The 19,473-nt window shown below is 35.6% G+C and carries 24 protein-coding genes, 1 pseudogene and 1 riboswitch; of the genes and pseudogenes, 13 read left to right on the top strand and 12 right to left on the bottom strand.

From position 1 onward, the window contains the following. Positions 1-151 precede the first annotated feature (151 nt). The 4 genes from ntdP to fabL all read right to left on the bottom strand — a co-directional run bounded on the left by ntdP (position 152) and on the right by fabL (position 2,615). The gene (gene ntdP, locus BK579_RS23895; RefSeq protein ID WP_078549842.1) at positions 152-682 is read right to left on the bottom strand and encodes a nucleoside tri-diphosphate phosphatase; all 531 of its coding nucleotides are present in this window, start codon (positions 680-682) and stop codon (positions 152-154) included. Positions 683-1,158: 476 nt separating this feature from the next. Further along, positions 1,159-1,413: a YgaB family protein gene (locus BK579_RS23900; protein WP_078549844.1), complete on the bottom strand. Its 255-nt coding sequence runs from the start codon at positions 1,411-1,413 to the stop codon at positions 1,159-1,161. Between the two features lie 167 nt (positions 1,414-1,580). Continuing rightward, positions 1,581-1,769 (bottom strand): gamma-type small acid-soluble spore protein, encoded by a 189-nt coding sequence (locus BK579_RS23905; RefSeq protein WP_078549846.1) that lies wholly within the window; start codon positions 1,767-1,769, stop codon positions 1,581-1,583. Between the two features lie 96 nt (positions 1,770-1,865). Then, positions 1,866-2,615 (bottom strand): enoyl-[acyl-carrier-protein] reductase FabL, encoded by a 750-nt coding sequence (gene fabL / locus BK579_RS23910; RefSeq protein WP_078549848.1) that lies wholly within the window; start codon positions 2,613-2,615, stop codon positions 1,866-1,868. A gap of 178 nt (positions 2,616-2,793) precedes the next feature. Here fabL and BK579_RS23915 point away from each other — a divergent pair, with 178 nt between their 5' ends. Continuing rightward, the gene (locus BK579_RS23915; RefSeq protein WP_078549850.1) at positions 2,794-3,018 is read left to right on the top strand and encodes a hypothetical protein; all 225 of its coding nucleotides are present in this window, start codon (positions 2,794-2,796) and stop codon (positions 3,016-3,018) included. Positions 3,019-3,157: 139 nt separating this feature from the next. Here the strand turns inward: BK579_RS23915 and mutY are convergent, their stop codons facing one another. Further along, positions 3,158-4,258 (bottom strand): A/G-specific adenine glycosylase, encoded by a 1,101-nt coding sequence (mutY, locus tag BK579_RS23920; RefSeq protein WP_078549852.1) that lies wholly within the window; start codon positions 4,256-4,258, stop codon positions 3,158-3,160. 48 nt (positions 4,259-4,306) lie between these two features. Beyond that, positions 4,307-4,615 carry a hypothetical protein gene (locus BK579_RS23925; RefSeq protein WP_078549854.1) on the bottom strand — a complete coding sequence of 103 codons (309 nt, stop codon included), beginning with the start codon at positions 4,613-4,615 and terminating at the stop codon, positions 4,307-4,309. Positions 4,616-4,820: 205 nt separating this feature from the next. On the opposite strand from BK579_RS23925, the gene BK579_RS23930 reads away from it, so the two are divergent. Continuing rightward, positions 4,821-5,801 carry a metal-dependent hydrolase gene (locus BK579_RS23930; protein WP_078549856.1) on the top strand — a complete coding sequence of 327 codons (981 nt, stop codon included), beginning with the start codon at positions 4,821-4,823 and terminating at the stop codon, positions 5,799-5,801. A 175-nt stretch (positions 5,802-5,976) separates the two neighbouring features. Here the strand turns inward: BK579_RS23930 and BK579_RS23935 are convergent, their stop codons facing one another. Continuing rightward, positions 5,977-6,225: a YfhJ family protein gene (locus tag BK579_RS23935; protein ID WP_078549858.1), complete on the bottom strand. Its 249-nt coding sequence runs from the start codon at positions 6,223-6,225 to the stop codon at positions 5,977-5,979. A 138-nt stretch (positions 6,226-6,363) separates the two neighbouring features. Between BK579_RS23935 and BK579_RS23940 the strand changes: the two genes are divergently transcribed. Further along, the gene (locus BK579_RS23940; RefSeq protein WP_078549860.1) at positions 6,364-6,522 is read left to right on the top strand and encodes a small, acid-soluble spore protein K; all 159 of its coding nucleotides are present in this window, start codon (positions 6,364-6,366) and stop codon (positions 6,520-6,522) included. A 77-nt stretch (positions 6,523-6,599) separates the two neighbouring features. Here the strand turns inward: BK579_RS23940 and BK579_RS23945 are convergent, their stop codons facing one another. Both BK579_RS23945 and recX read right to left on the bottom strand, forming a co-directional pair. Continuing rightward, positions 6,600-6,926 (bottom strand): YfhH family protein, encoded by a 327-nt coding sequence (locus tag BK579_RS23945; protein WP_078549862.1) that lies wholly within the window; start codon positions 6,924-6,926, stop codon positions 6,600-6,602. 87 nt (positions 6,927-7,013) lie between these two features. Beyond that, positions 7,014-7,826 carry a recombination regulator RecX gene (recX, locus tag BK579_RS23950; protein WP_078549864.1) on the bottom strand — a complete coding sequence of 271 codons (813 nt, stop codon included), beginning with the start codon at positions 7,824-7,826 and terminating at the stop codon, positions 7,014-7,016. 384 nt (positions 7,827-8,210) lie between these two features. On the opposite strand from recX, the gene BK579_RS23955 reads away from it, so the two are divergent. From BK579_RS23955 to BK579_RS23990, 9 genes and pseudogenes are all read left to right on the top strand, one after another. Further along, on the top strand, positions 8,211-9,128 hold the full coding sequence (locus BK579_RS23955; protein WP_078549866.1) for a TIGR01777 family oxidoreductase: 918 nt from the start codon (positions 8,211-8,213) through the stop codon (positions 9,126-9,128). Positions 9,129-9,489: 361 nt separating this feature from the next. Beyond that, positions 9,490-10,053 carry a GNAT family N-acetyltransferase gene (locus BK579_RS23960; protein WP_078549868.1) on the top strand — a complete coding sequence of 188 codons (564 nt, stop codon included), beginning with the start codon at positions 9,490-9,492 and terminating at the stop codon, positions 10,051-10,053. Positions 10,054-10,155: 102 nt separating this feature from the next. Next, on the top strand, positions 10,156-10,278 hold the full coding sequence (locus BK579_RS23965; RefSeq protein WP_078550804.1) for a YfhE family protein: 123 nt from the start codon (positions 10,156-10,158) through the stop codon (positions 10,276-10,278). A gap of 108 nt (positions 10,279-10,386) precedes the next feature. Then, on the top strand, positions 10,387-10,542 hold the full coding sequence (locus BK579_RS23970; protein ID WP_078549870.1) for a YfhD family protein: 156 nt from the start codon (positions 10,387-10,389) through the stop codon (positions 10,540-10,542). 406 nt (positions 10,543-10,948) lie between these two features. After that, positions 10,949-11,455, top strand: a pseudogene (locus BK579_RS26605) (peptidoglycan recognition protein family protein); the annotation flags it as partial. After that, positions 11,438-12,004 (top strand): peptidoglycan-binding domain-containing protein, encoded by a 567-nt coding sequence (locus BK579_RS26610; RefSeq protein WP_268876566.1) that lies wholly within the window; start codon positions 11,438-11,440, stop codon positions 12,002-12,004. The pseudogene BK579_RS26605 and the gene BK579_RS26610, both read left to right, overlap by 18 nt. A gap of 770 nt (positions 12,005-12,774) precedes the next feature. Further along, positions 12,775-12,996, top strand: coding sequence for a hypothetical protein (locus tag BK579_RS23980; RefSeq protein WP_078549874.1), 222 nt, complete (start codon positions 12,775-12,777; stop codon positions 12,994-12,996). Positions 12,997-13,260: 264 nt separating this feature from the next. After that, entirely contained in the window at positions 13,261-13,605 is a 345-nt protein-coding gene (locus BK579_RS26615; protein ID WP_328589315.1) for a histidine phosphatase family protein, read from the top strand. Between the two features lie 136 nt (positions 13,606-13,741). Then, positions 13,742-14,677, top strand: a complete 936-nt coding sequence (locus tag BK579_RS23990; protein ID WP_078549876.1) for an acetamidase/formamidase family protein — start codon at positions 13,742-13,744, stop codon at positions 14,675-14,677. Positions 14,678-14,729: 52 nt separating this feature from the next. Here the strand turns inward: BK579_RS23990 and BK579_RS23995 are convergent, their stop codons facing one another. Further along, on the bottom strand, positions 14,730-15,770 hold the full coding sequence (locus tag BK579_RS23995) for a GGDEF domain-containing protein (RefSeq protein ID WP_169891244.1): 1,041 nt from the start codon (positions 15,768-15,770) through the stop codon (positions 14,730-14,732). Positions 15,771-15,855: 85 nt separating this feature from the next. Continuing rightward, positions 15,856-15,943: riboswitch (cyclic di-GMP riboswitch) on the bottom strand. 909 nt (positions 15,944-16,852) lie between these two features. Next, positions 16,853-17,662: a zinc transporter ZupT gene (gene zupT, locus BK579_RS24005; RefSeq protein ID WP_078549880.1), complete on the bottom strand. Its 810-nt coding sequence runs from the start codon at positions 17,660-17,662 to the stop codon at positions 16,853-16,855. A gap of 499 nt (positions 17,663-18,161) precedes the next feature. On the opposite strand from zupT, the gene mntR reads away from it, so the two are divergent. Then, positions 18,162-18,581, top strand: a complete 420-nt coding sequence (gene mntR, locus BK579_RS24010; protein ID WP_078549882.1) for a transcriptional regulator MntR — start codon at positions 18,162-18,164, stop codon at positions 18,579-18,581. A gap of 289 nt (positions 18,582-18,870) precedes the next feature. Here the strand turns inward: mntR and BK579_RS24015 are convergent, their stop codons facing one another. Continuing rightward, positions 18,871-19,464 (bottom strand): hypothetical protein, encoded by a 594-nt coding sequence (locus BK579_RS24015; RefSeq protein ID WP_078549884.1) that lies wholly within the window; start codon positions 19,462-19,464, stop codon positions 18,871-18,873. Between the last annotated feature and the right edge of the window lie 9 nt (positions 19,465-19,473).

The following is a 19,473-nucleotide window of genomic DNA, read 5'->3' on the forward strand; positions in this document are numbered from 1 at the left end:
GAAACTATTTTAGTACTCTTATTACTTATTTTCCCCACTAAATCAGGCCACTCAATTATATCCTATCCACGAAATAAAACCTGTTGTCATAAGAAGCAACAGGCTCTGTCATTTCAATTGCATTTATAGCACATTCCATTTCTATGTTCAACTATTGTCGATATGTTAAATATCGCTCATACCAGATATCAATGAAATCTGGAGCAAAGGGTCCTTTTCGTTGGCGTATCCAACGAATTAACTTGTCCACATTATCTTTTAGAATTTTATCAATCACATCCGGATATTTCATTTCGGCACGGTGTCTTTCATATTCATCTTCATCTAATAAAATAAATGTCATATCTGGAAATACTTTAATATCTAAGTCATAGTCAATATATTTTAATGCTTCGTCATCCCAGATGAAGGGTGAACTTATATTACAGTAATAATAAACTCCATCTTCACGAATCATGGCAATAATATTAAACCAAAGCTGTGAATGAAAGTAACATATAGCAGGCTCTCTCGTAATCCAGGTTCTACCATCTGATTCTGTGACAAGAGTTCGATCATTTCCACCTATTACTAAACCTTGGGTTCCCTTTAAAACAGTGGTCTCTTCCCAAACTCGGTGGATTTTCCCATTATGTTTATAGCTATGTATTTGGACTCTTTCTCCTTCCATGGGAATTCCCATGTTCTCTCCCCTACTTTCTTTTTTGGACACCTTGTTACCTATATTTACTGTAATCTATTAGTCAACAAAGAAATGACCATTTTCTACTATTATAACGGTTCAGCACATATTTTAAAACAAAAGAGCCATCAGTTCTGATGACTCTACCGTAAATCAATAAAATTAGTTGTTATCATAATGCCAGAGAAACACCATCCCAGGTAATCATTTGGCTTCTCTTGTCGGCAAATTTAAATTTAAGTAGACATTAATTCTAATAAAAACCTGTACCTATGTATTATTAATATAATGTACTCACTCAGTGTGAAATGAGCGGAGAGCCACCTGACCTGACTCCTGCGGGATCTAGCGGTCTCTGGAGACTCCACAGGAGCCTGCGACGAGGAGGCTTTCGGACCGCCCTGCGGAAAGCGATTGAACTAAAGCGAATGAAATTTCGCATTTTTAGGTTAATCTACTAGGCCATTTATGTAATATTAAGCGATTGGTTGCACCTTATCTTGATATGTCTTAACTACTTCCTCAGTCTGTCTTTCAAACATTTCATGAATCATTTGTAATTCAACTTTCATCTTCGTTATTTCTTCTTGAATGGATTGGAGTTCTGTTTCTTTTTGCAATGACTGTAACTCAGCCTCTATTTGTTGACATCTTTCTATTTCAGATTGAATAAACAGAAGTTTATCCATTGTTTTTAATTGTTCACCAACAAGCTCTTCAAAATGGTTCATGGTCGTTTCCCTCCAAGATATTATGCTCTTGATGAATATTTCTATAGATACCTTCTTAATTCCTTTGACTATATCTGTTGACTAATGAGAAGTTTTGTCGATAAAAAACGTTTATAATTCACTAAAAAGAAAAGACACTCCCGCCGAAGTGGGAATGTCTTGAATTATTAAGAGTTTTGTCCTTTGTTTTGCTCAGCTTTTTGGTTTTGACGTCTCACTTCTTGAGCGTTAGTTTCGCTAGCAAATTCTGTTCCGAATTGTCCAGCTCCACCTTGTCCACCTTGTGCAGATTGAGCGTTTTGTTGTCTAACTTTTTGAATGTTAGTTCCAACTTGTGTTTTGTTGTTGTTTGCCATCGTTATCACCTCCACGAAGATAATTTGTCCAAGAGGTGATATGTTTATCCGATAATTTTTATATTTTTTTTGGAATTTTTTTAGCGATTTAATGAATTAAACTAAAAGAGACCTTCCTCCGTCTACAATAATCGTTTGTCCTCGAATCATGGAAGATTGATCTGAAACTAAAAACATAACAGCATTAACTAAATCTTCCGGCTCAACGATTCTGCCTGCTGGTGTATTTTTTCTCGCATCTTCTAACAACTCTTCACGATTCGGAAAATGTTTTAGTGCATCAGTATCCACTGCTCCACCAGAAACAGCGTTTACGATGATATTTTTAGGAGAAAGCTCAACAGCTAAATAACGTGTTAATGCTTCGACAGCTGCTTTAGAAACTCCCACTGTTGTATAATTATCTAAATAACGAATAGAGCCTAAAGAACTTAAACTAATAATTCTTCCTTGACCAGTTTGTTCCATTCTCTTCGCTGCTTCTTGTGCACAAAATAACAATGCCTTACTATTAATATCCATTGTCCAATCCCAATGAGATTCTTCAAGCTCCATAGCAGGACGTAATACTCCAGATGCTGCATTATTAATAAACACATCTAAACGACCAAACGCTTCATCGATTTCAGCAAAGAGCTCTTTAATTTTTTCAACTTTTCCGACATTTGCTTTTACGACAATTGCTTTACGTCCTAAGCTCTCAATTTCCGCCGCCGTTTCTAATGCTGCACTTTTACTTCTTGCGTAATTCACTACAATGTCATACCCATTTTCAGCTAATCTCAGGGCTATTGCTTTACCTATTCCACGACTGCTACCAGTCACAAGTGCTACTTTATTTGACAATCAAAACAACTCCTCAATTTTAGTTTTTCTTTCACTTTTTCTCTCTACAAAAACCTTTTTAGTTTTTAATAAAATCAATCATACAGAAAAAAGCCTTAATTAGATAATTTTATCATGTTTAGACATCCATATTGTATCAGAAACTACATAAGAGAACGAACTAAGGAGGTCAAAAAATATGTATGTTGGTCGTGATATGACAGAGCTTACGATGGTATCTAAAAGTGACTGGAGAGATTCCGAGTTGGCTTTCTTCCACCATTCCTTACAGCAAATGGTTCCATACTTAAACGTAGAGGGTCAATCTATTCATCGTTCCATTATCCAAGAAATAGAGGCAAGAGGCGGACTGAAAAGAGGAGAAGCTGACTATACGCACGGAACAAGAGTTACTTATGACTAAAAAGTGAAGCGAACCAAGAAATTTGCTTCTTCGAAAGGCTGATGCTCTCAAGGGGTTAGGAGCTTAAGCGAGACATTCACAATAAATTTTTTTCAAATCAATAATAATATACCTAGGGGAAAAATCCCCTAGATACATACTAATCACAAGCTTTAAATCTTTTTAAGATATTTTGGTGTGAAACAGGAAAAGCTAAACGACTTAACTCTTCCGGGGTAACACTTTTAAGCTCGCTTGCTTCATCAAGCTCTCCCTTGAGGTAACCCTTATACACAGATATATTCCATACGAGATGTGAAAAAACATGGTCTAATGAGGTAAACGCTTGTCCTAATTCGACGTCTACTTTATATTCTTCTACGATATATTCTTCAAGAGCCCTTTTGGGTGACTGAAAGTCAGGCTGTAATTCTACATTAGGAAATTCCCAAAGGTTTGCCAGTAGGCCTTTACTTGGTCTTTTATGAATAAGGTAGTTGCCTTTTTCATCTAAAATAACGACTGCTGCAATCGAAACCGATTTGGGTGCTTTTTTCTTACTTTTCACAGGAAGCTCTGACTGTACACCTTCATCAAATGCTCGACAATGATCTCTCACCGGACATAGTAAACAGGATGGACTTGTAGGCGTACAGATTAAGGCACCTAATTCCATTAATGCTTGGTTAAAATAGGATGGGTTATCTTTTGAAATAATTTCTCGGATGATGTCTTCAAATACAACCCGTGTTTTACTTTTAGCAATATCTTCCCAAATTGAAAAGATTCTTGATAATACTCTCATTACATTCCCATCAACTGCTGGCTGTGGAACGCCATATGCAATACTTAAAATCGCTCCTGTTGTGTATGGCCCTACTCCTTTGAGCTTGGATATTTCCTCAACAGTATTAGGAACTTTTGCATCATATTTTTCATCCACTTCTTTTACTGCTGCATGTAGATTTCTTACTCGTGAATAATAGCCGAGTCCTTCCCACGCCTTAAGAACTTCTTCTTCTTCAGCTTGAGCAAGAGCCTCAATTGTTGGAAACTGTTTTATAAATCGGTTAAAATATGGAATAACTGTATCTACTCTTGTCTGTTGAAGCATAATCTCAGAGACCCAGACTTTATAGGGATCTTGATCCTCTCTCCAAGGTAAACTTCTCATTTCCCGTTCAAACCAGGCCAAAAGATCGTGTTGGTATTCGGCAATATTAAAGTCATGTAGGTTGAATTTTACATTGTTGTTAGTCACGTTTGTTCCCCCAGGATGTTAATCTTTAAGCAAAGTGGGAATATATATTTAAGAGCAATTTTTTAAGGCCCAAAATGATATGTCCCGAATTTCAAGGTCACAGTATTTCCGTAATTCTTTAAATAGAGGATGTTGACCCTCGGTTCGTAATTTCTTTAGCGCATAAAAGTGAGCAACTGTTGGGAGCTCAAATTGTTCCACATAAATATGGTTTTCTTTTGATGAAACAAACCATTGTATGTTTTTTGCGCCATAATTAGCTAAATGGTCCAGTACATCTTTCATCGTGCTCTCATACGGTAATAAATCTGCTTGTTTTACAGAATACTCAATATAAACTGAAACACCCTTATTCATCGCAAATTCTCCTTTTAGTTAATGACTAAAGTAATTTGTGTTTTATATTTAGGCTACATTCGTGAATTTTGTTGCTTATGAACTAAGAACTAAGTTTTCTTCTTAAACCAAAATCGCGAAAAAATACTGTTATTCACATTAAACTTGATCAATAAGCAACAATCTGTTTAGAAAAGAGCCTATAATTTCAAGGAGGTCAAATTCATTGGATACCGGTACACATGTTGTCATGGGGCTAGCATTAGGTGCGATTGCTACATTAGATCCCATTGTAGCGAACGACCCTATTACCGCTCAAGGTGTTGTTATAGGTACACTTATTGGGTCACAGGCTCCAGACTTAGATACAATTTTAAAATTGAGAAATAATGCAAAATATATCCGAAATCACCGTGGTATTACTCATTCTATCCCAGCAGTATTGCTATGGCCACTATTGGTTACGGGTTCAATTTATTTGTTTATACCAGAGGTGAATTTACTCCACCTATGGATTTGGACATTTATTGCTGTAATCCTGCATGTTTTTGTCGACATATTCAACGCATATGGGACACAAGCCCTTCGACCTTTTTCGAGAAAATGGGTGGCTTTAGGCGTTATTAACACCTTTGACCCTTTTATTTTTTTCATGCATTTGGTCGGAATCATGATTTGGCGATATGGTGCTCATCCAGGATATACGTTTTTACTCATATACTCTATTCTGACAGTATATTACTTGGCTCGATTTCGTGCACGCCGAAAGGTTTCCAACAAAATTTTAGAAAAAATTCCTGATGCAAAGGAGATTATTATTTCTCCTACCTTCCGATTTCACCATTGGCACGCTGCAATTACAACTGATAAATATTTTTATGTGGCCAGATCAAAGGATTACGAAATTACCATTCAAGATAAGTTTGAAAAATGCCCAATTCCGGATACACCGGTAATAAATGCTGCGAAAAAAGACGAAAACATTTCTGCTTTCCTTTCGTTTTCACCCGTTTATCGTTGGGAAGTAGATGAATTTAGTGACCACTACGAAGTCCGTTTTATCGATTTACGTTATCGAAGTAAAGGGTATTATCCATTTGTTGCTATTGTTCAGTTGGATCAACATTTAAATATTATTAGTTCGTACACTGGCTGGATTTTCAGTGAAGAAAAATTGCGTAAAAAACTTGAACTATTACCGAGTTAGAAAAGCAAAGCGCCTTGGTTAGCCCTAAAAAGAGATGGGGGACCCTCTGACTAGGAAGCTTGCTTCCTTCGGAAGGGTCTTTAAGCTCTCGAGGGGCTGGTGCTGAGCTAGAAATAAAAATACTTATTCAAATAACTAATGTGCCAGGCTCCCCTTGAGGTACCTGGCACTTTTTCTATTGGAGAAAATCTTTATATTTTGGATTTTTAACAATGAAATGATCAAGGTTTGACCCATAGCTCTCAATTAGCTGTCTCACGACTTTTTCAGTCATTTTCTCCCCATGATATTCATGCCCTGCTTTAGCATAAGTTGTTTCAAAATCATCCCAAAGCAATTCAACCCAACTTAAGGCCTTTTCATATGAAAGTTGTTGATTTTTCTTAACTAAAAGTAGTGCTAATTGTTCTTTAATGGTATCCATTCACTTACAACCAACCTTTCCAATAATTCTTCTGCTCTCTTTTACATATCCAAATCCTTAATTCCTCATACTATAGATACGTGCTTGAAGAGGAATTCCTTTTCTCGCACGGTACTCTTTTATAGGAGGTCATTATTCATGAGAAATAAAGATCGTGGTTTCCCAAATCAAAATGATCAAAAGTTTGAAGGTGAACCAAGAGCTAAAGCAGAATATGCCTCAAAAAGAGCAAATGGCACGATAAATACTCATCCTCAAGAGAGAATGAGAGCATCAGGTGAACGTCACGATTTCTAATTACTAGAACTACTGAAAGATCATCGTGCTATACCGCATAATTTCTACTTAGAAGTTGACGATTTTAGTCAACTTCTTCATTTGATTTTATTTTTTTTCAATAAAGAGATTGGTAAAGCTTCTTCACTTTCATTTCCATCTAATCGATGGCCCCAAGCGAATATACCATTCATATAAGCAATTTCAAAAGCACTCCCAGCATCTCCTTCAATCTCATATACCTCACCTGGAATAAAGCTTTCAGGGTCTAGCAGATATGATTTTGCCATAGAAATCTTACGTTCATAAACCGCTAATTCATTTACAATACCAAGTTGCTCAGCTTTTCTTGCCTTTTCTGTAAGTTTCCCAATTTCCTGATGTAACTCAAATTCATTCATTTGACTATAACGTTTTTCCTGCATGGATATTCACTCACATTCAAATAGTATAGTTAAGTCTTTAAAAAAAAGAAAAGATTTCATCACTGCCAGTTTTTGTTACTATTGTCTTCATTCTTCTTGGAGTGTTTCTAAATATTTATCAATTAGCTCGATTGAAAAGCCTTTCCGGTACAAAGCTTGTTTCATTTTTTGCTCGAAGACATACCCTTCAAATTTTTGATATTTTCTTAACGCTTTTTCTCCTTGATAAGTAAGGGCTTCCCATTGATCATCTACATCATTCTCAATTTCTACTTCTTTTGTCGCCTCATTAATAATATCCCATGGAAATCCTTTTCTAAGTAAGGTTTGTTCTATCTTCTTCTTTTGCTCTAAGCTTGAGACTCTGCTATTCTTAGAAGATAATTTTGATGCAATTCCTTTTGCCACATCAACCTGCTGATTACGATTGTACTCCATTAAGCTATCCTCAATAATATAGACTTTTATCCCCTTTTCTTCCAGCTCACGCTTAATTACCTCGGGGCCTTTAACAGTTGTCTTTAGCTGTGTCCTCACATATGCGGTAGCAAAATCCTTATCATTTAAGTAACTAAACTCATATAACCGGTGAATGATTTCTTGAATAATTGGAGCTTCAATTTCCTTTTTTTTCAGATAATCCACGACTTCTTTTTCTGAACGCATCCGGTGTGCCAAAAAAGAAATCGCCGTATTAGTTCCTTTCTTCACTTCATCATCAAACTGTATTTCACTTATATCGAGACTGTCTAGTTCTAAGCCCTTTTTAAGGTTAAATTTAATTAACACATTTTGATCAACACTAAACGCATACTCGTCCTTCCCGTTGCCATTGTCTAAAAAAACGTTAAACCGTTCTGTATTTTTTTGTTGAGTTGTTATTTTCGAAATAACTGCCATTTTACTCACCTTTGTATTTTATTTATTAAATTAAGAGGATTTTGTAGTAGAGTGTGGAAAAAATAAATAGTATAGAATACTTATTATTATTATATATGAAAGTTTTCATTATTTTTAGTGAAAGACACTTTTTTAAAGATAGACATCCAAGCTATTAAAAATTTGGACCTTGAAGAAGGAAAAGTTTATTTACCATGAGTGGAATGAGCGTAGAACCACTTGACTCCTGCGGGATCCAGTAGTCTCGTGAGACCCCGCAGGAGCCCACTGGCGACGAGGAGGCTCACGGACCACCCCGCGGTATCCTGCGAGTGGATCGCAGCTCATGGAACTCCACTATCTAAGCAATTTTCAGGTAAATGTAAAAACATGAGGAGGATCTGTGTGTATATTGCGATAACAGGTGGAACCGGGTTAGTTGGAACCGCACTAACTGATTATTTTATCAATAAAGGACATACTGTTTATATTTTCACAAGAAGTCAACGTCAATCCTCAAAAAAGAATTTGCATTACATCCCTTGGTTAACGACTGATTCTTCCTCTTCAGCTGCTATAAAACAAATCGATGTTTTCATCAACTTAGCTGGAGAATCTATTAATAGTGGAAGGTGGACTGAGTCAAGAAAGAGCCGAATTAAACAGTCTAGACTTATGGCAACTGACACTGTTATAAATTACATTAAAGAGTTAAATCCTAAGCCCTCTCTTTTAATTAACGCGAGTGCTATTGGAATTTATGGTACATCTGAAACGAAAAGCTTTGATGAAACATCTGTGGAATATGGAGATGATTTTCTCGCAAAAACAGTGATTAGTTGGGAGGAGCATGCAAAAAAAGCCGAAGAATTTAATGTGAAGGTAGCGTATGCAAGATTTGGCATTATCCTTGCAGAAAATGGTGGTGCCCTTCCTAAAATGTTGTTACCTTACCAACTGATGATTGGTGGTAAAATAGGTTCTGGTAAACAGTGGTTATCCTGGATTCATATTGATGATGTTGTAGAAAGTATAGATTTCATCATATCAGAGCAATTATCAGGAGTTTTCAATCTAACTGCACCAAAACCTGTTACAATGAATGAATTTGGTCAAACCATTGGAAAAGTTCTAAAAAAAACACACTGGCTAGCAGTTCCTTCAATAGCTTTACGAATTCTATTAGGAGAAATGAGCATACTTATTTTAGAGGGCCAGAAAGTACTTCCAAATAGACTATTATCTAATGGGTATACGTTTAAATATCAGACTTTAGCGCCAGCCCTTCAGAGCATAGTTTCCGAAAAAAACTCTCTGAAATAACTTCATTTCGACGTGTTTCTACAGCTTTAGACGGGTATATTTAACACTCGTCGAAAATCGTAAAAAAGTATCAATTTTTTCCACATTTTTTTTAAAAAAAGTAGTATCTTTTTGGAATGATTTCGAGTATTATACGTAAAGTAACTATTAATAACCAATTAAAACTTACAACAAAATAAAAACTTAAATAATTCAACAACCTTAGTGTTGTTGTACTATTTAGGGAAGGCAAATGGTGCGCCACCAGTTTTTTAGCTGGTTCTAGTGGGTTCGATTCCCACCCCGAAATTTTTTTTAACACTTAAAAAATTTCGAGGGTGAGATGATATCACTAGTCTGTCCTCGTGTTGGAGGGATATTGATGCTAAAAAAACGTGATTTACAAGATTGTCAGGCTCTTTATGAGTTGATGGTGCACCCAGAGGTCTTCCCTTTTGTGCGTCATAAAGCTTATTCTTATGAAGAGTTTTTATTCTTAACTAAGCAAACCATTGAAGCAGAAGAGCGTGGTGAATTGATTTCACGTACCATTTTAGACGAATGGGGCTCTCCAATTGGGACAATTAACTTATTTGATATTCAAGAGGGTGCTGGTTTTCTTGGTACATGGCTTGGTAAACCATATCATGGAAAAGGATATAATAAACCAGCTAAGGATGCATTCTTTAATGAATTATTTTATGAACTTACAATTCAAACGATTTTTATGAGAATACGTAAAATAAATGGAAGATCAACGATGGCTGCGGAGAAATTGCCTTATGTAGCCCTTGCAAATGAAACAAGAAAATCACTATTAGATGAAATAAATGGTGGTCAAGATATATACAATCTTTACGAAGTGTCAAAAGACTTATACACATTGCATACTCTTCGTACAGGAAACACGAAAGAAGAAGAGCAACATCAATTAAAAGAAGCTTAAATCTTAGGAGAAGTCATTATTTATGATTTCTCTTTTTTCTGTTTTGAAAAGGAAAATCATGGACAAAATAGTAGTATTATGAATGAAAGCGAGGGATTGTTCATGAAAGAAAAACGACGTGATAAAACGAAGAGTACATTAAGCAGTATGCAGGAGGTTGTCTATCAAAGAGAATTTAAGATGGCCGACAGAGCTGGCGGTTATACTCCAAGAAAATTAAAATAAATTTCGTAATACTACCATTCATGAAACCCAAGTAATCACACATCCTAATTCTAGGAAGAAGGATTTATCAAAACCATTCTTCTACCGCTATTTAAGGAGGAATGAACGATGGGAAAAAATGATGAACAACTTAAAGTTCCAAAAAGTATGCAATCAGATGGTATTGATGTTGAGTACTCTGAAGAACTTGCCGATCAAGATGACCGCGAAGCACAAGCTCGCGCAGCAGCTGCCGATGCTCGAGCAAAGAAACAAACTAAATAACTTTGGCTAACTGATATGGATAAGCATTCATATCAGTTGTTTTGTGGATAAGTTTTCGGACTTTTCTTAAGATTTGTCCACATTCACCCCTGAATTTGAGGTTGTGCACAACTTTATCCACATTAATGTGGATATTGTGCATAACTTTTTTTACCTCTTTTAATACCTTCTTCAAATAGTTCTACGATTCGACAACCTTTATACACAAAAAAGTGGGGATAATGTGTATAACCTTTACAATGACCGGTAATATAATATTTTCCTTGTGGATAGTTTTTTCGACTTTTTTCTTTACTCCTAAATGTAAAAATGGGTGTAACGTCTTGCTCATCAATTGAATATGATGGGTTAAGTGTTTTTTTCCATCCTGGATTTGGTTCTTAGTTTTCAATTAGGAGGAATGAATATGAGTTACACAATCACAAGGGATTATATTTCTATTGGTAATTCCAGATCTGGTCAACGAATTTCTAACGTACTCTTTATTGTAAGTCATGATACAGGGAACCCTGGATCAACTGCATACAATAATCGAAATTATTTTAACAGACAACAACCTTCAGCCTCTGCTCATACATTTATTGATGATAATTATATTTTAGAAATAATACCATTAAATGAAAAAGCTTGGCATGTACAATATGGGACGGCAGTAGATAATCGGCTGTTCGGAGACGATGCTAATGATGCCGCGATAGGTGTCGAGTTATGCCATGGAGGATCAATAAATTTTCAAGAAGCATATCAACGTTATGTATGGTATCATGCCTACCTATGTGACAGGTTTGACTTGAATCCTAGAGAGCATATTGTTGCTCATAGCGAGCTAGATCCTTCTCGTCGATCTGATCCACAAAACGCGTTAAATCCAAGAGGAATTACTTGGACAGAATTTATAAATGATGTCGTAAGATCTCTTGAAAATGATTTTAATGGTTCTGCGCCTTCCCCTTCTCCAGCGCCAACTGCACCGCAGGTAAAAGGTGTTACAGTTGATCTTCCTGTTGAAAAGGGTGACAAGGGACAGTTTGTAAAAGAAATACAACAGGATTTAATAAAAGCTGGAGTCCCACTACCACGTTATGGGGCTGATGGAATTTTTGGTGATGAAACTGAAAAAGGTGTTAGAACATTTCAACAAAGACACGGTCTATTGGTCGATGGGTTAGTCGGACCGCAAACATTATCAAAACTTGAAGAAGTTCTAGAATCAAATCAAACAACTTCAGGGCTTAATCTGCCTAACGGAATTCTTCGACGAGGTGACCGTGGAGATAATGTACGAGAAGTCCAAAGAGCTTTAGATCGAGTTAATTTTGACCCTGGACCTATCGATGGAATTTATGGACCAAAAACGGAAGACGCCGTTCGTCGTTTTCAATCGATGTATGCAGCGCTTGCTGATGATGGAATTTATGGACCGAACACAAAAAGGTATCTTGAAAGAGAGTTATCAAATTAAAATAGGGTATGAAATGTCCTATTATGCGTGGTATTGGTGCATGCTGTGGGGCATTTTTTTTTGGATTTCTTTGATGTTTGATAGATGGTGATCATATCTTCGTAGCTTTTGTTTGCTTGCACCTACAGCTTTGCGACGATAAACTAGGTTCAGCAGCTTTTGCTATACATTCATTCAAACTTGTCTGAAGTCGGGTTTGGTTCAGACAGCTTTGGCTTGCTTTCAACCAAAGTTGTCCGAAGACGAACCGAGTTCGGACAGCTTTGGCTTGTTCTCACTCAAAGTTGTCCGAAGACGAGCCAAGTTCAGACAGCTTTTCCTTGCTTTCACCCAAAGCTGTCCGAAGATGAACTAGGTTCGGACAGCTTTGGCTTGTTCTCACTCAAAGTTGTCCGAAGGCGAGCCAAGTTCAGACAACTTTTCCTTGCTTTCACCCAAAGCTGTCCGAAAATGAACTAGGTTCAGACAGCTTTCCCTTTTTACTATTAAAGCTGTCCGAAGGCGATGACACTCAACTCTTTTGCCCTAAACTGTCCCTATTCAACTTTATATTTTATTTTAGCTAACCCATAACATGCCTTATCATATATAAATAATTGCACAGTGTATATAAGAAAGTTCACATCCCCGCAAAAAAGATATGAACTTTTTTAGAATTCACAGAATATCCATTGCTTCTGTGCAAAACACTTTTCAATCCCTGTATAATATGCTAAAATTCTAATATTCAGAATTTAATGCGCGTTCACTATGTATAGGGAGGGATTTTATTGTTACGTTTTGCAATTTCTTTTATCCTGGCATTTGTGCTTATCGTTGTTGAGGCAATGATTGTTATGAAGCTAAAGAATTACGCTGGTATTGATTTGAGTAATATTCAACTGTTGGTCGGTGTGTATGCAATGAACTTCTTTTTAGTTTTTGCTATATTGACTGATGTAAAACGTTGGATTGAAAATCAAGAGGAGTCAGACACTCAAATCGAGGGTTAAGCAAATTCCATAGTATATATTCCCTCCAACTTCGTAAGCATAGCTTACGATTTTTTTTTATTTTCCAACACTTTCATGCTATGTTTTAAACATAGACACTTTTTAAGGGGGCTTATATGGAAATACTGTTGATTAGACATGGGCAATCTGAAGCTGACTTGTGAGATGTCCATGAAGGAAGAGCTGATTATCCTCTAACTACCCTGGGAAAAATGCAAGCAAGGGCATTAGCAGAGACTAGAAAAAAGATACAAACCTGATATTATTGTTAGTAGTACTTTAAAAAGAGCAAAAGAAACAACTGAGATTCTATCAAGTATTACGAATGTTGAACTAAAGTTTGAGGACCAATTACAGGAATACAACAATGGAGTTCTTGCAGGGTTATCAAGAGATGAAGCAAGAGTTCTTTATCCTCTTCCGATTGAAGGACGTCCTCCACATCAAGCCATTGCTGAGGGTGAATCAGAATTGGAGTTCAGATTTAGAGCAGAAACTATTTTTCTGAAAATTTTAGAAGACCATAAAGAAGTAAATCGTATTGCTTTAGTCTCTCACGGTGGTATGATTAACAATTTACTACGTTCTTTTTGTCCTTACCTATCTTAACTACTAATTTTTTTTCAACGGGAGACACAGGGTATCACCTTTTAAAAATCGAACAACATCAAAAAAGGATATTATTCTTAAATAACTGTAACCATCTACACCAAATATCCAATATCCAAGAATAGGAGATCTTAACATGATACATAAATTAGGATTAGAGAAAGAGAATTTCCATGGTTCTTTTAGCAACCAGTATAAGCCAATTCTTGAAGTTAACTCTGGAGATACAGTCCAACTAAAAACTCTAGATATTCAGTGGGGTTATTCTCCATCACCAGACCAAGAGGTTGAACGATATCATTCAAGAGAAAATGAAAATAAGCCAGGCCATCCAATTATTGGACCCATTGCAGTAAAAGAAGCAAAACCAGGAATGGTTTTAGAAGTAAGAATTAACGAATTAGTCCCAGGATGGTATGGCCGTAATTGGGCTGGCGGGATGAAAAACTGGCAAAATGAAAAGCTTGGTTTAACAGATTCTGAAAGAGTGCAAGTTGATTGGAAGCTAAATAAAAATACAATGACTGGTACTTGTGAGATTGCTGGAAAAGAATTTCGTGTTGGTCTTGATCCATTTATTGGGTTAATGGGTGTTGCTCCTTCAGAATCTGGTGTGCATTCAACTCCTCCACCAAGGTATTGTGGGGGAAATATCGATTGTAAAGAACTAACCCGTGGTAGTAGTTTATTTTTACCAATATCAGTGGATGGAGCTTTATTTTCAATTGGTGATGGACATGCCTTACAAGGGGACGGGGAAGTATCAGGAACAGCGATTGAATGTCCAATGGATCTGGTTGACATTACTTTAATAGTAAGAGATGATATGCAACTTAGCATGCCAAGAGCTTTAACACCTTCTAGTTGGATTACATTTGGTTTTGATGAGGATTTAAATGAAGCGACTGCTGTTGCACTAGATCAGATGGTCGTTTTAATGAGTGAATTATATCAAATTGAGAAAAACGAAGCCCTTGCTCTTGCAAGTGTAGCCGTTGATTTAAGAATTACTCAAGTTGTTAATGGTGTTAAAGGGGTTCATGCGATTCTAAAGCATGGTTCTATCAGATAATTTTTTAAAAACCCCAGATTCAATGTGAATCTGGGGTTTTTTCATACTTTATTTAATTATTTTGCTGATAAATCCTAACCTGGTTCCTTCCAAAACCCTTGGCTTCATATAAAGCTTGGTCTGCTCGGTCCAACAAAGATTCCGCTGTGTCACTAGGCTGATAACTTTCCACTCCGAAACTAGTTGTTACTCCTCCTGCAACAGGAAATGTATAGTGCTCGATATTGCGCCTAATCTCTTCTGCAACTATAGCTGCTTTTTCTTTTGAATACCCTGGTAAAATAATTACAAATTCCTCACCACCCCATCTACCAAACTTAGCCACTTTTGGGATGTGTTGAGTAACCAGGTTTGAAAGATCTTTTAAAATATTGTCGCCCGTAACATGTCCAAAGTTATCATTGATTTTTTTAAAATGATCAATGTCAAAGAATATAATAGAGAAACTAGTATTCGTTCTTGCTTCAATTAAAGTTTCTACCCATGAGTAAACCATTCTTCGATTACCAATACCCGTTAAATAGTCTTGAAATGCTAGCTTCTCTAAAAATTCAGATTCCGTATAAGTTTTGATAATGTTTCGCGCAAAAAACAAAAAGCCAATATAAACAAGATTCGAAAGGTGATATTGGAGGATAGCGTTTGTAGCCTCGTCTGGAACAGAGTCCCAGAAAATGACACCCATCGCTAGGGTTATTGACCAGAGAATTATCGAAAAAACGCTTCCAACCCGAGCATTTAAAGTAACAAAAATATAAACAAAAACTAACGGTGTCCATAATGTCGCATTTCCAGTTGTTAGTTCCTGGTTTAAAACCATGTCTCCATAAATAATATCGAATGATTTCATCAGATGAAGAATACTGATAATTAGAAGATTAAATAGTTCAACAAACCGAAAAAATCGTTTGTTGTACAACAATACAAATGCAGTAATATACCAGATGACTAGTAAAGAAGATGTAATTTGATTAAATTGATCTATGGAGCTCCAATTCATTAAATTTACCAGTAAAGCTAAAATTAAAACTGGTAACATCCATAAATAGATACGAAGTTTAAACTCTTGAAACTTATTAAGTGTTACTTTCATTGTATTCATCTCCAATGGACGAAAGGTTGTCCTCCTCATCCGAGTTTCAATTAGAGCTATCTCGAGAAGACCTTTCCTATTAGAAAACGGTAACTGGCTGGCATACTCTAGAAAAGAGCTTAGCCCCTATAGCTTTGCGTATTCACCTTTCAATGAATTTGCCCTACACCTAAAACTATAAAAATAGTACTTTTTTACTATCATAATTTAAATATTATTATAAATCAATGAATAAAGAATGACCAGCGCCAACATCAATTGGGGGTGGTTATTCTTTATTAAAATATAAGATCATACTATAATTTTAAGGCTCTTTTCTGAAAGATTGCTGCTATCTGCCTTAATTAAAATGAATAAACACTATCTTTCAGCGTAACGGGGAGAAACAATACAATCAGTAAATGAATTAGCAGAACAATTGCATAGCTATTTGGTCTCTTCATTTACTTTTAAGTCTTGATTTAATGGGATTTCACCTTAGAATAGCACTATTTAGCTTAGCAATTTATCTGATGCATAATAACTATTATTCAGTGTGGAAATTGTCAATGCGAAATTTCCTGATAAACTATTGTAAAACAAAGGAAGTTTGATCATGAATCGAGTGATCAAAGGGATACTTAAAATAAATGGATATTTTCCCTTTAAACTGCAGAATATAGCTTGGTTAGGGGTAATTAAGGGGAATTTTTCCCTTTAATCAAAGCACAATCAACCTACTTTCATGTTTTTCAAGTAAATAGAGGGAATTTTGACCTCTATATTAACTATTTTCTGTCTCATTTCCTAATTAAGGGAAGTTTCTCTCCTTATTTTATCAGCCCATGATAGATGAATGTTATAAGTAAAAAAGCTCGGGAAAAACTTCCCGAGCTTTTCACTATTTTAGGTGCGAATAGGATTGATAAATCATATTCTTTTACCTGTGCATTTTCCTTTGTTAAATCCATCTTCACTCCACAAAGGATCCTGTTATTTTCAACATTAAGGTTTAGTTTCAAAAGAAAAGCTACCATTCTTCCTATTTCATATAGGATTTTATAGACCTTTTAAAGCAACAAAGTTTACGAGAAGACCCAATATTATATAAATAATAAGAGACTAACAGCCATAACAGCCATACCTGCAATTAAACCATAAATAGATAAGTGTGTTTCATCGTATTTTTTGGCTGCTGGTAATAATTCATCAAGGGAAATAAAGACCATGATTCCTGCAACAGCAGCGAAGATTATTCCGAACATCACATCATTTAAATATGGCATTAGAAATAAGAAAGCAACTACTGCACCTAAGGGCTCGGATAGTCCAGATAAAAATGATAATTTGAAGGCTTTCTTCTTATCACCTGTTGCATAATAAATCGGTACCGAAACTGCAACACCTTCTGGTATATTATGAATGGCTATTGCCACCGCAATTGCAACCCCCATCAAAGGATCTTGCAATGCCGCTGTAAAGGTAGCTATACCCTCTGGGAAATTATGAATCGCAATTGCAAGAGCTGTAAAAGTCCCCATCTTCAATAAAGCTGGGTCCTTTGAAGGATCCTTGGGTGCATTCATATCCTCAACCTTTTTCAGTTCATGCGGATTACCTTGTTTTGGGATAAACTTATCAATCGCTGCAATTAATAGCATTCCACCAAAGAAGCCTACAACTGTCATCCAACTCCCCATTTGAAGTCCGAGTGCGGATGTAAGTGAATCCTGAGCCTTTACAAAAATTTCAACCATCGATACATAAATCATTACCCCTGCTGAAAAACCAAGTGCTACTGATAAAAATTTCGTATTAGTGGTTGATGTAAAAAAAGCTAAAAGACTTCCAATTCCAGTGGCTAGACCTGCCATCAATGTTAAGGCAAACGCAAACAACAAATTTTCAGCCATTATTCTCTCTCCTTTAAATAAGCTTTTCGCTAGTCTTTATAATGCATTAATATTACCTTTTAATATCTATGCATTAGGTATCCATTTTGTTAATAGTTTACCTAATCCATTTAAGTTTCCCTAAGGAAACTTATGTGTAAAAAAATAGGATATTCGATTATATGATAGGAATTTTTTTATTGTTAAAAAATTCTATATATTTTAATTTAGTGATACACATCCTTTTTGTCAAATTTAATTAAACTGCACACTTTCACCTTGACCACAATTGTTTCCTTAGGGAAACTTTTATATAAAAAAATATTTATAATTAACCTTATGCTCTAAAAACAAATTTGTGAACTTATTTTTCATTTATTATAAATTTATCTTCACATAGCACATTTGTCAATCATAATTTATACTAGGCGTTTTCATTAGAGTAGGTCAGAGTACGCATTGTTGTTAAGAATCGTTTTATGAACTATAATTTAAGAATAATTAACTAAGGGGAAAATAAATGAAAACTACACCCAGTATGGAAGATTATATTGAACAAATCTATATCTTAATCAACAAAAAGGGTTATGCACGCGTTTCGGATATCGCAGAAAACCTCTCAGTACTCCCCTCTTCAGTAACGAAAATGGTTCAAAAACTCGATGAGGATGAATACCTAAATTATGAAAAGTATAGAGGGCTCAGTCTCACAACCAAGGGCGAAAAACTAGGGCACCGACTTGTTTATCGTCATGATTTATTAGAGGAATTCCTTGAAATTATAGGTGTTAAACCTGATAATATTTATAATGATGTAGAGGGAATTGAACATCACTTAAGTTGGGATGCAATTGATCGCATTGGGGATCTTGTTCAATACTTTAAAAATGAACCAAAACGAATTGAGGAATTACGGAACGTTAGTGGTGAGAAATCATAATAACCTACTCAAAACGATCAGACTAGTTTTTTAGTCTGATCGTTTTTCAGCAATCTTCTTTTCATTAAAAATACCCGCTAGCTTCTCTTTCATTTCGCTCGATGTCACTATACAACTGGTTGAAAACCACTTGAGCTTTATTTTCAATTCAAATGTACCATTAACCTTTTTTGAAAATCCGTAAAATCTATGTGTGACATTTATAGGAACAAACTCAAAGGCTTTTATCCTTTTCCAGGAGATAAATCTACTTCTACTAATAATACCTTCTTCAATTACAGCAAATACATTAAAAAGATTGTGAGCGTGAAAGAGTGGCAGAAATAAACAAAAAAAATAAGGTGAAGGATGTAAACAAAACCCCCATCACCAAACCTACAACAATTGCTATGGAAAATGACTTACACGTATAGCCTTTAAAATCCACTATAGAAACAGATCGGTCCACCTTCTTTATATGAAAGAATAAACCAATGTTTACAGTAATTAAAAGAATCGCCATCATAATGAGCATAAACCTCAGATCTAAAAAGGACATGTTATCTGTTGAAGCACGATTAACATATGCTTGAAAAAACATAATTCCACTTAATACAAGATTTGCGAGAAACCCCATTCTCCTTTGCCTATACCATTCATTTCCCATTTTCTCTTTCTCATATTCTGCTACTTGCTCATAAATGGGAATGAGTGATTTTGTTGAGTTCTTTTTCAATAGACCGTAAATAGATTGAACGAATATAATAATCCCTAAGCTAAGGAAAAATAACCCCATTTGTAACTTTAGAATATTAATCGTTATAAAATAAATGAATACAGATAGGACTAGAAGGAAATTTGTATAAACCAATTGCTTACGTCTCATAGATTGGATTGAATTCATTGTGATTCC

The organism is Litchfieldia alkalitelluris (genome assembly GCF_002019645.1).
Classification (GTDB): Bacteria; Bacillota; Bacilli; order Bacillales; family Bacillaceae_L; genus Litchfieldia; species Litchfieldia alkalitelluris.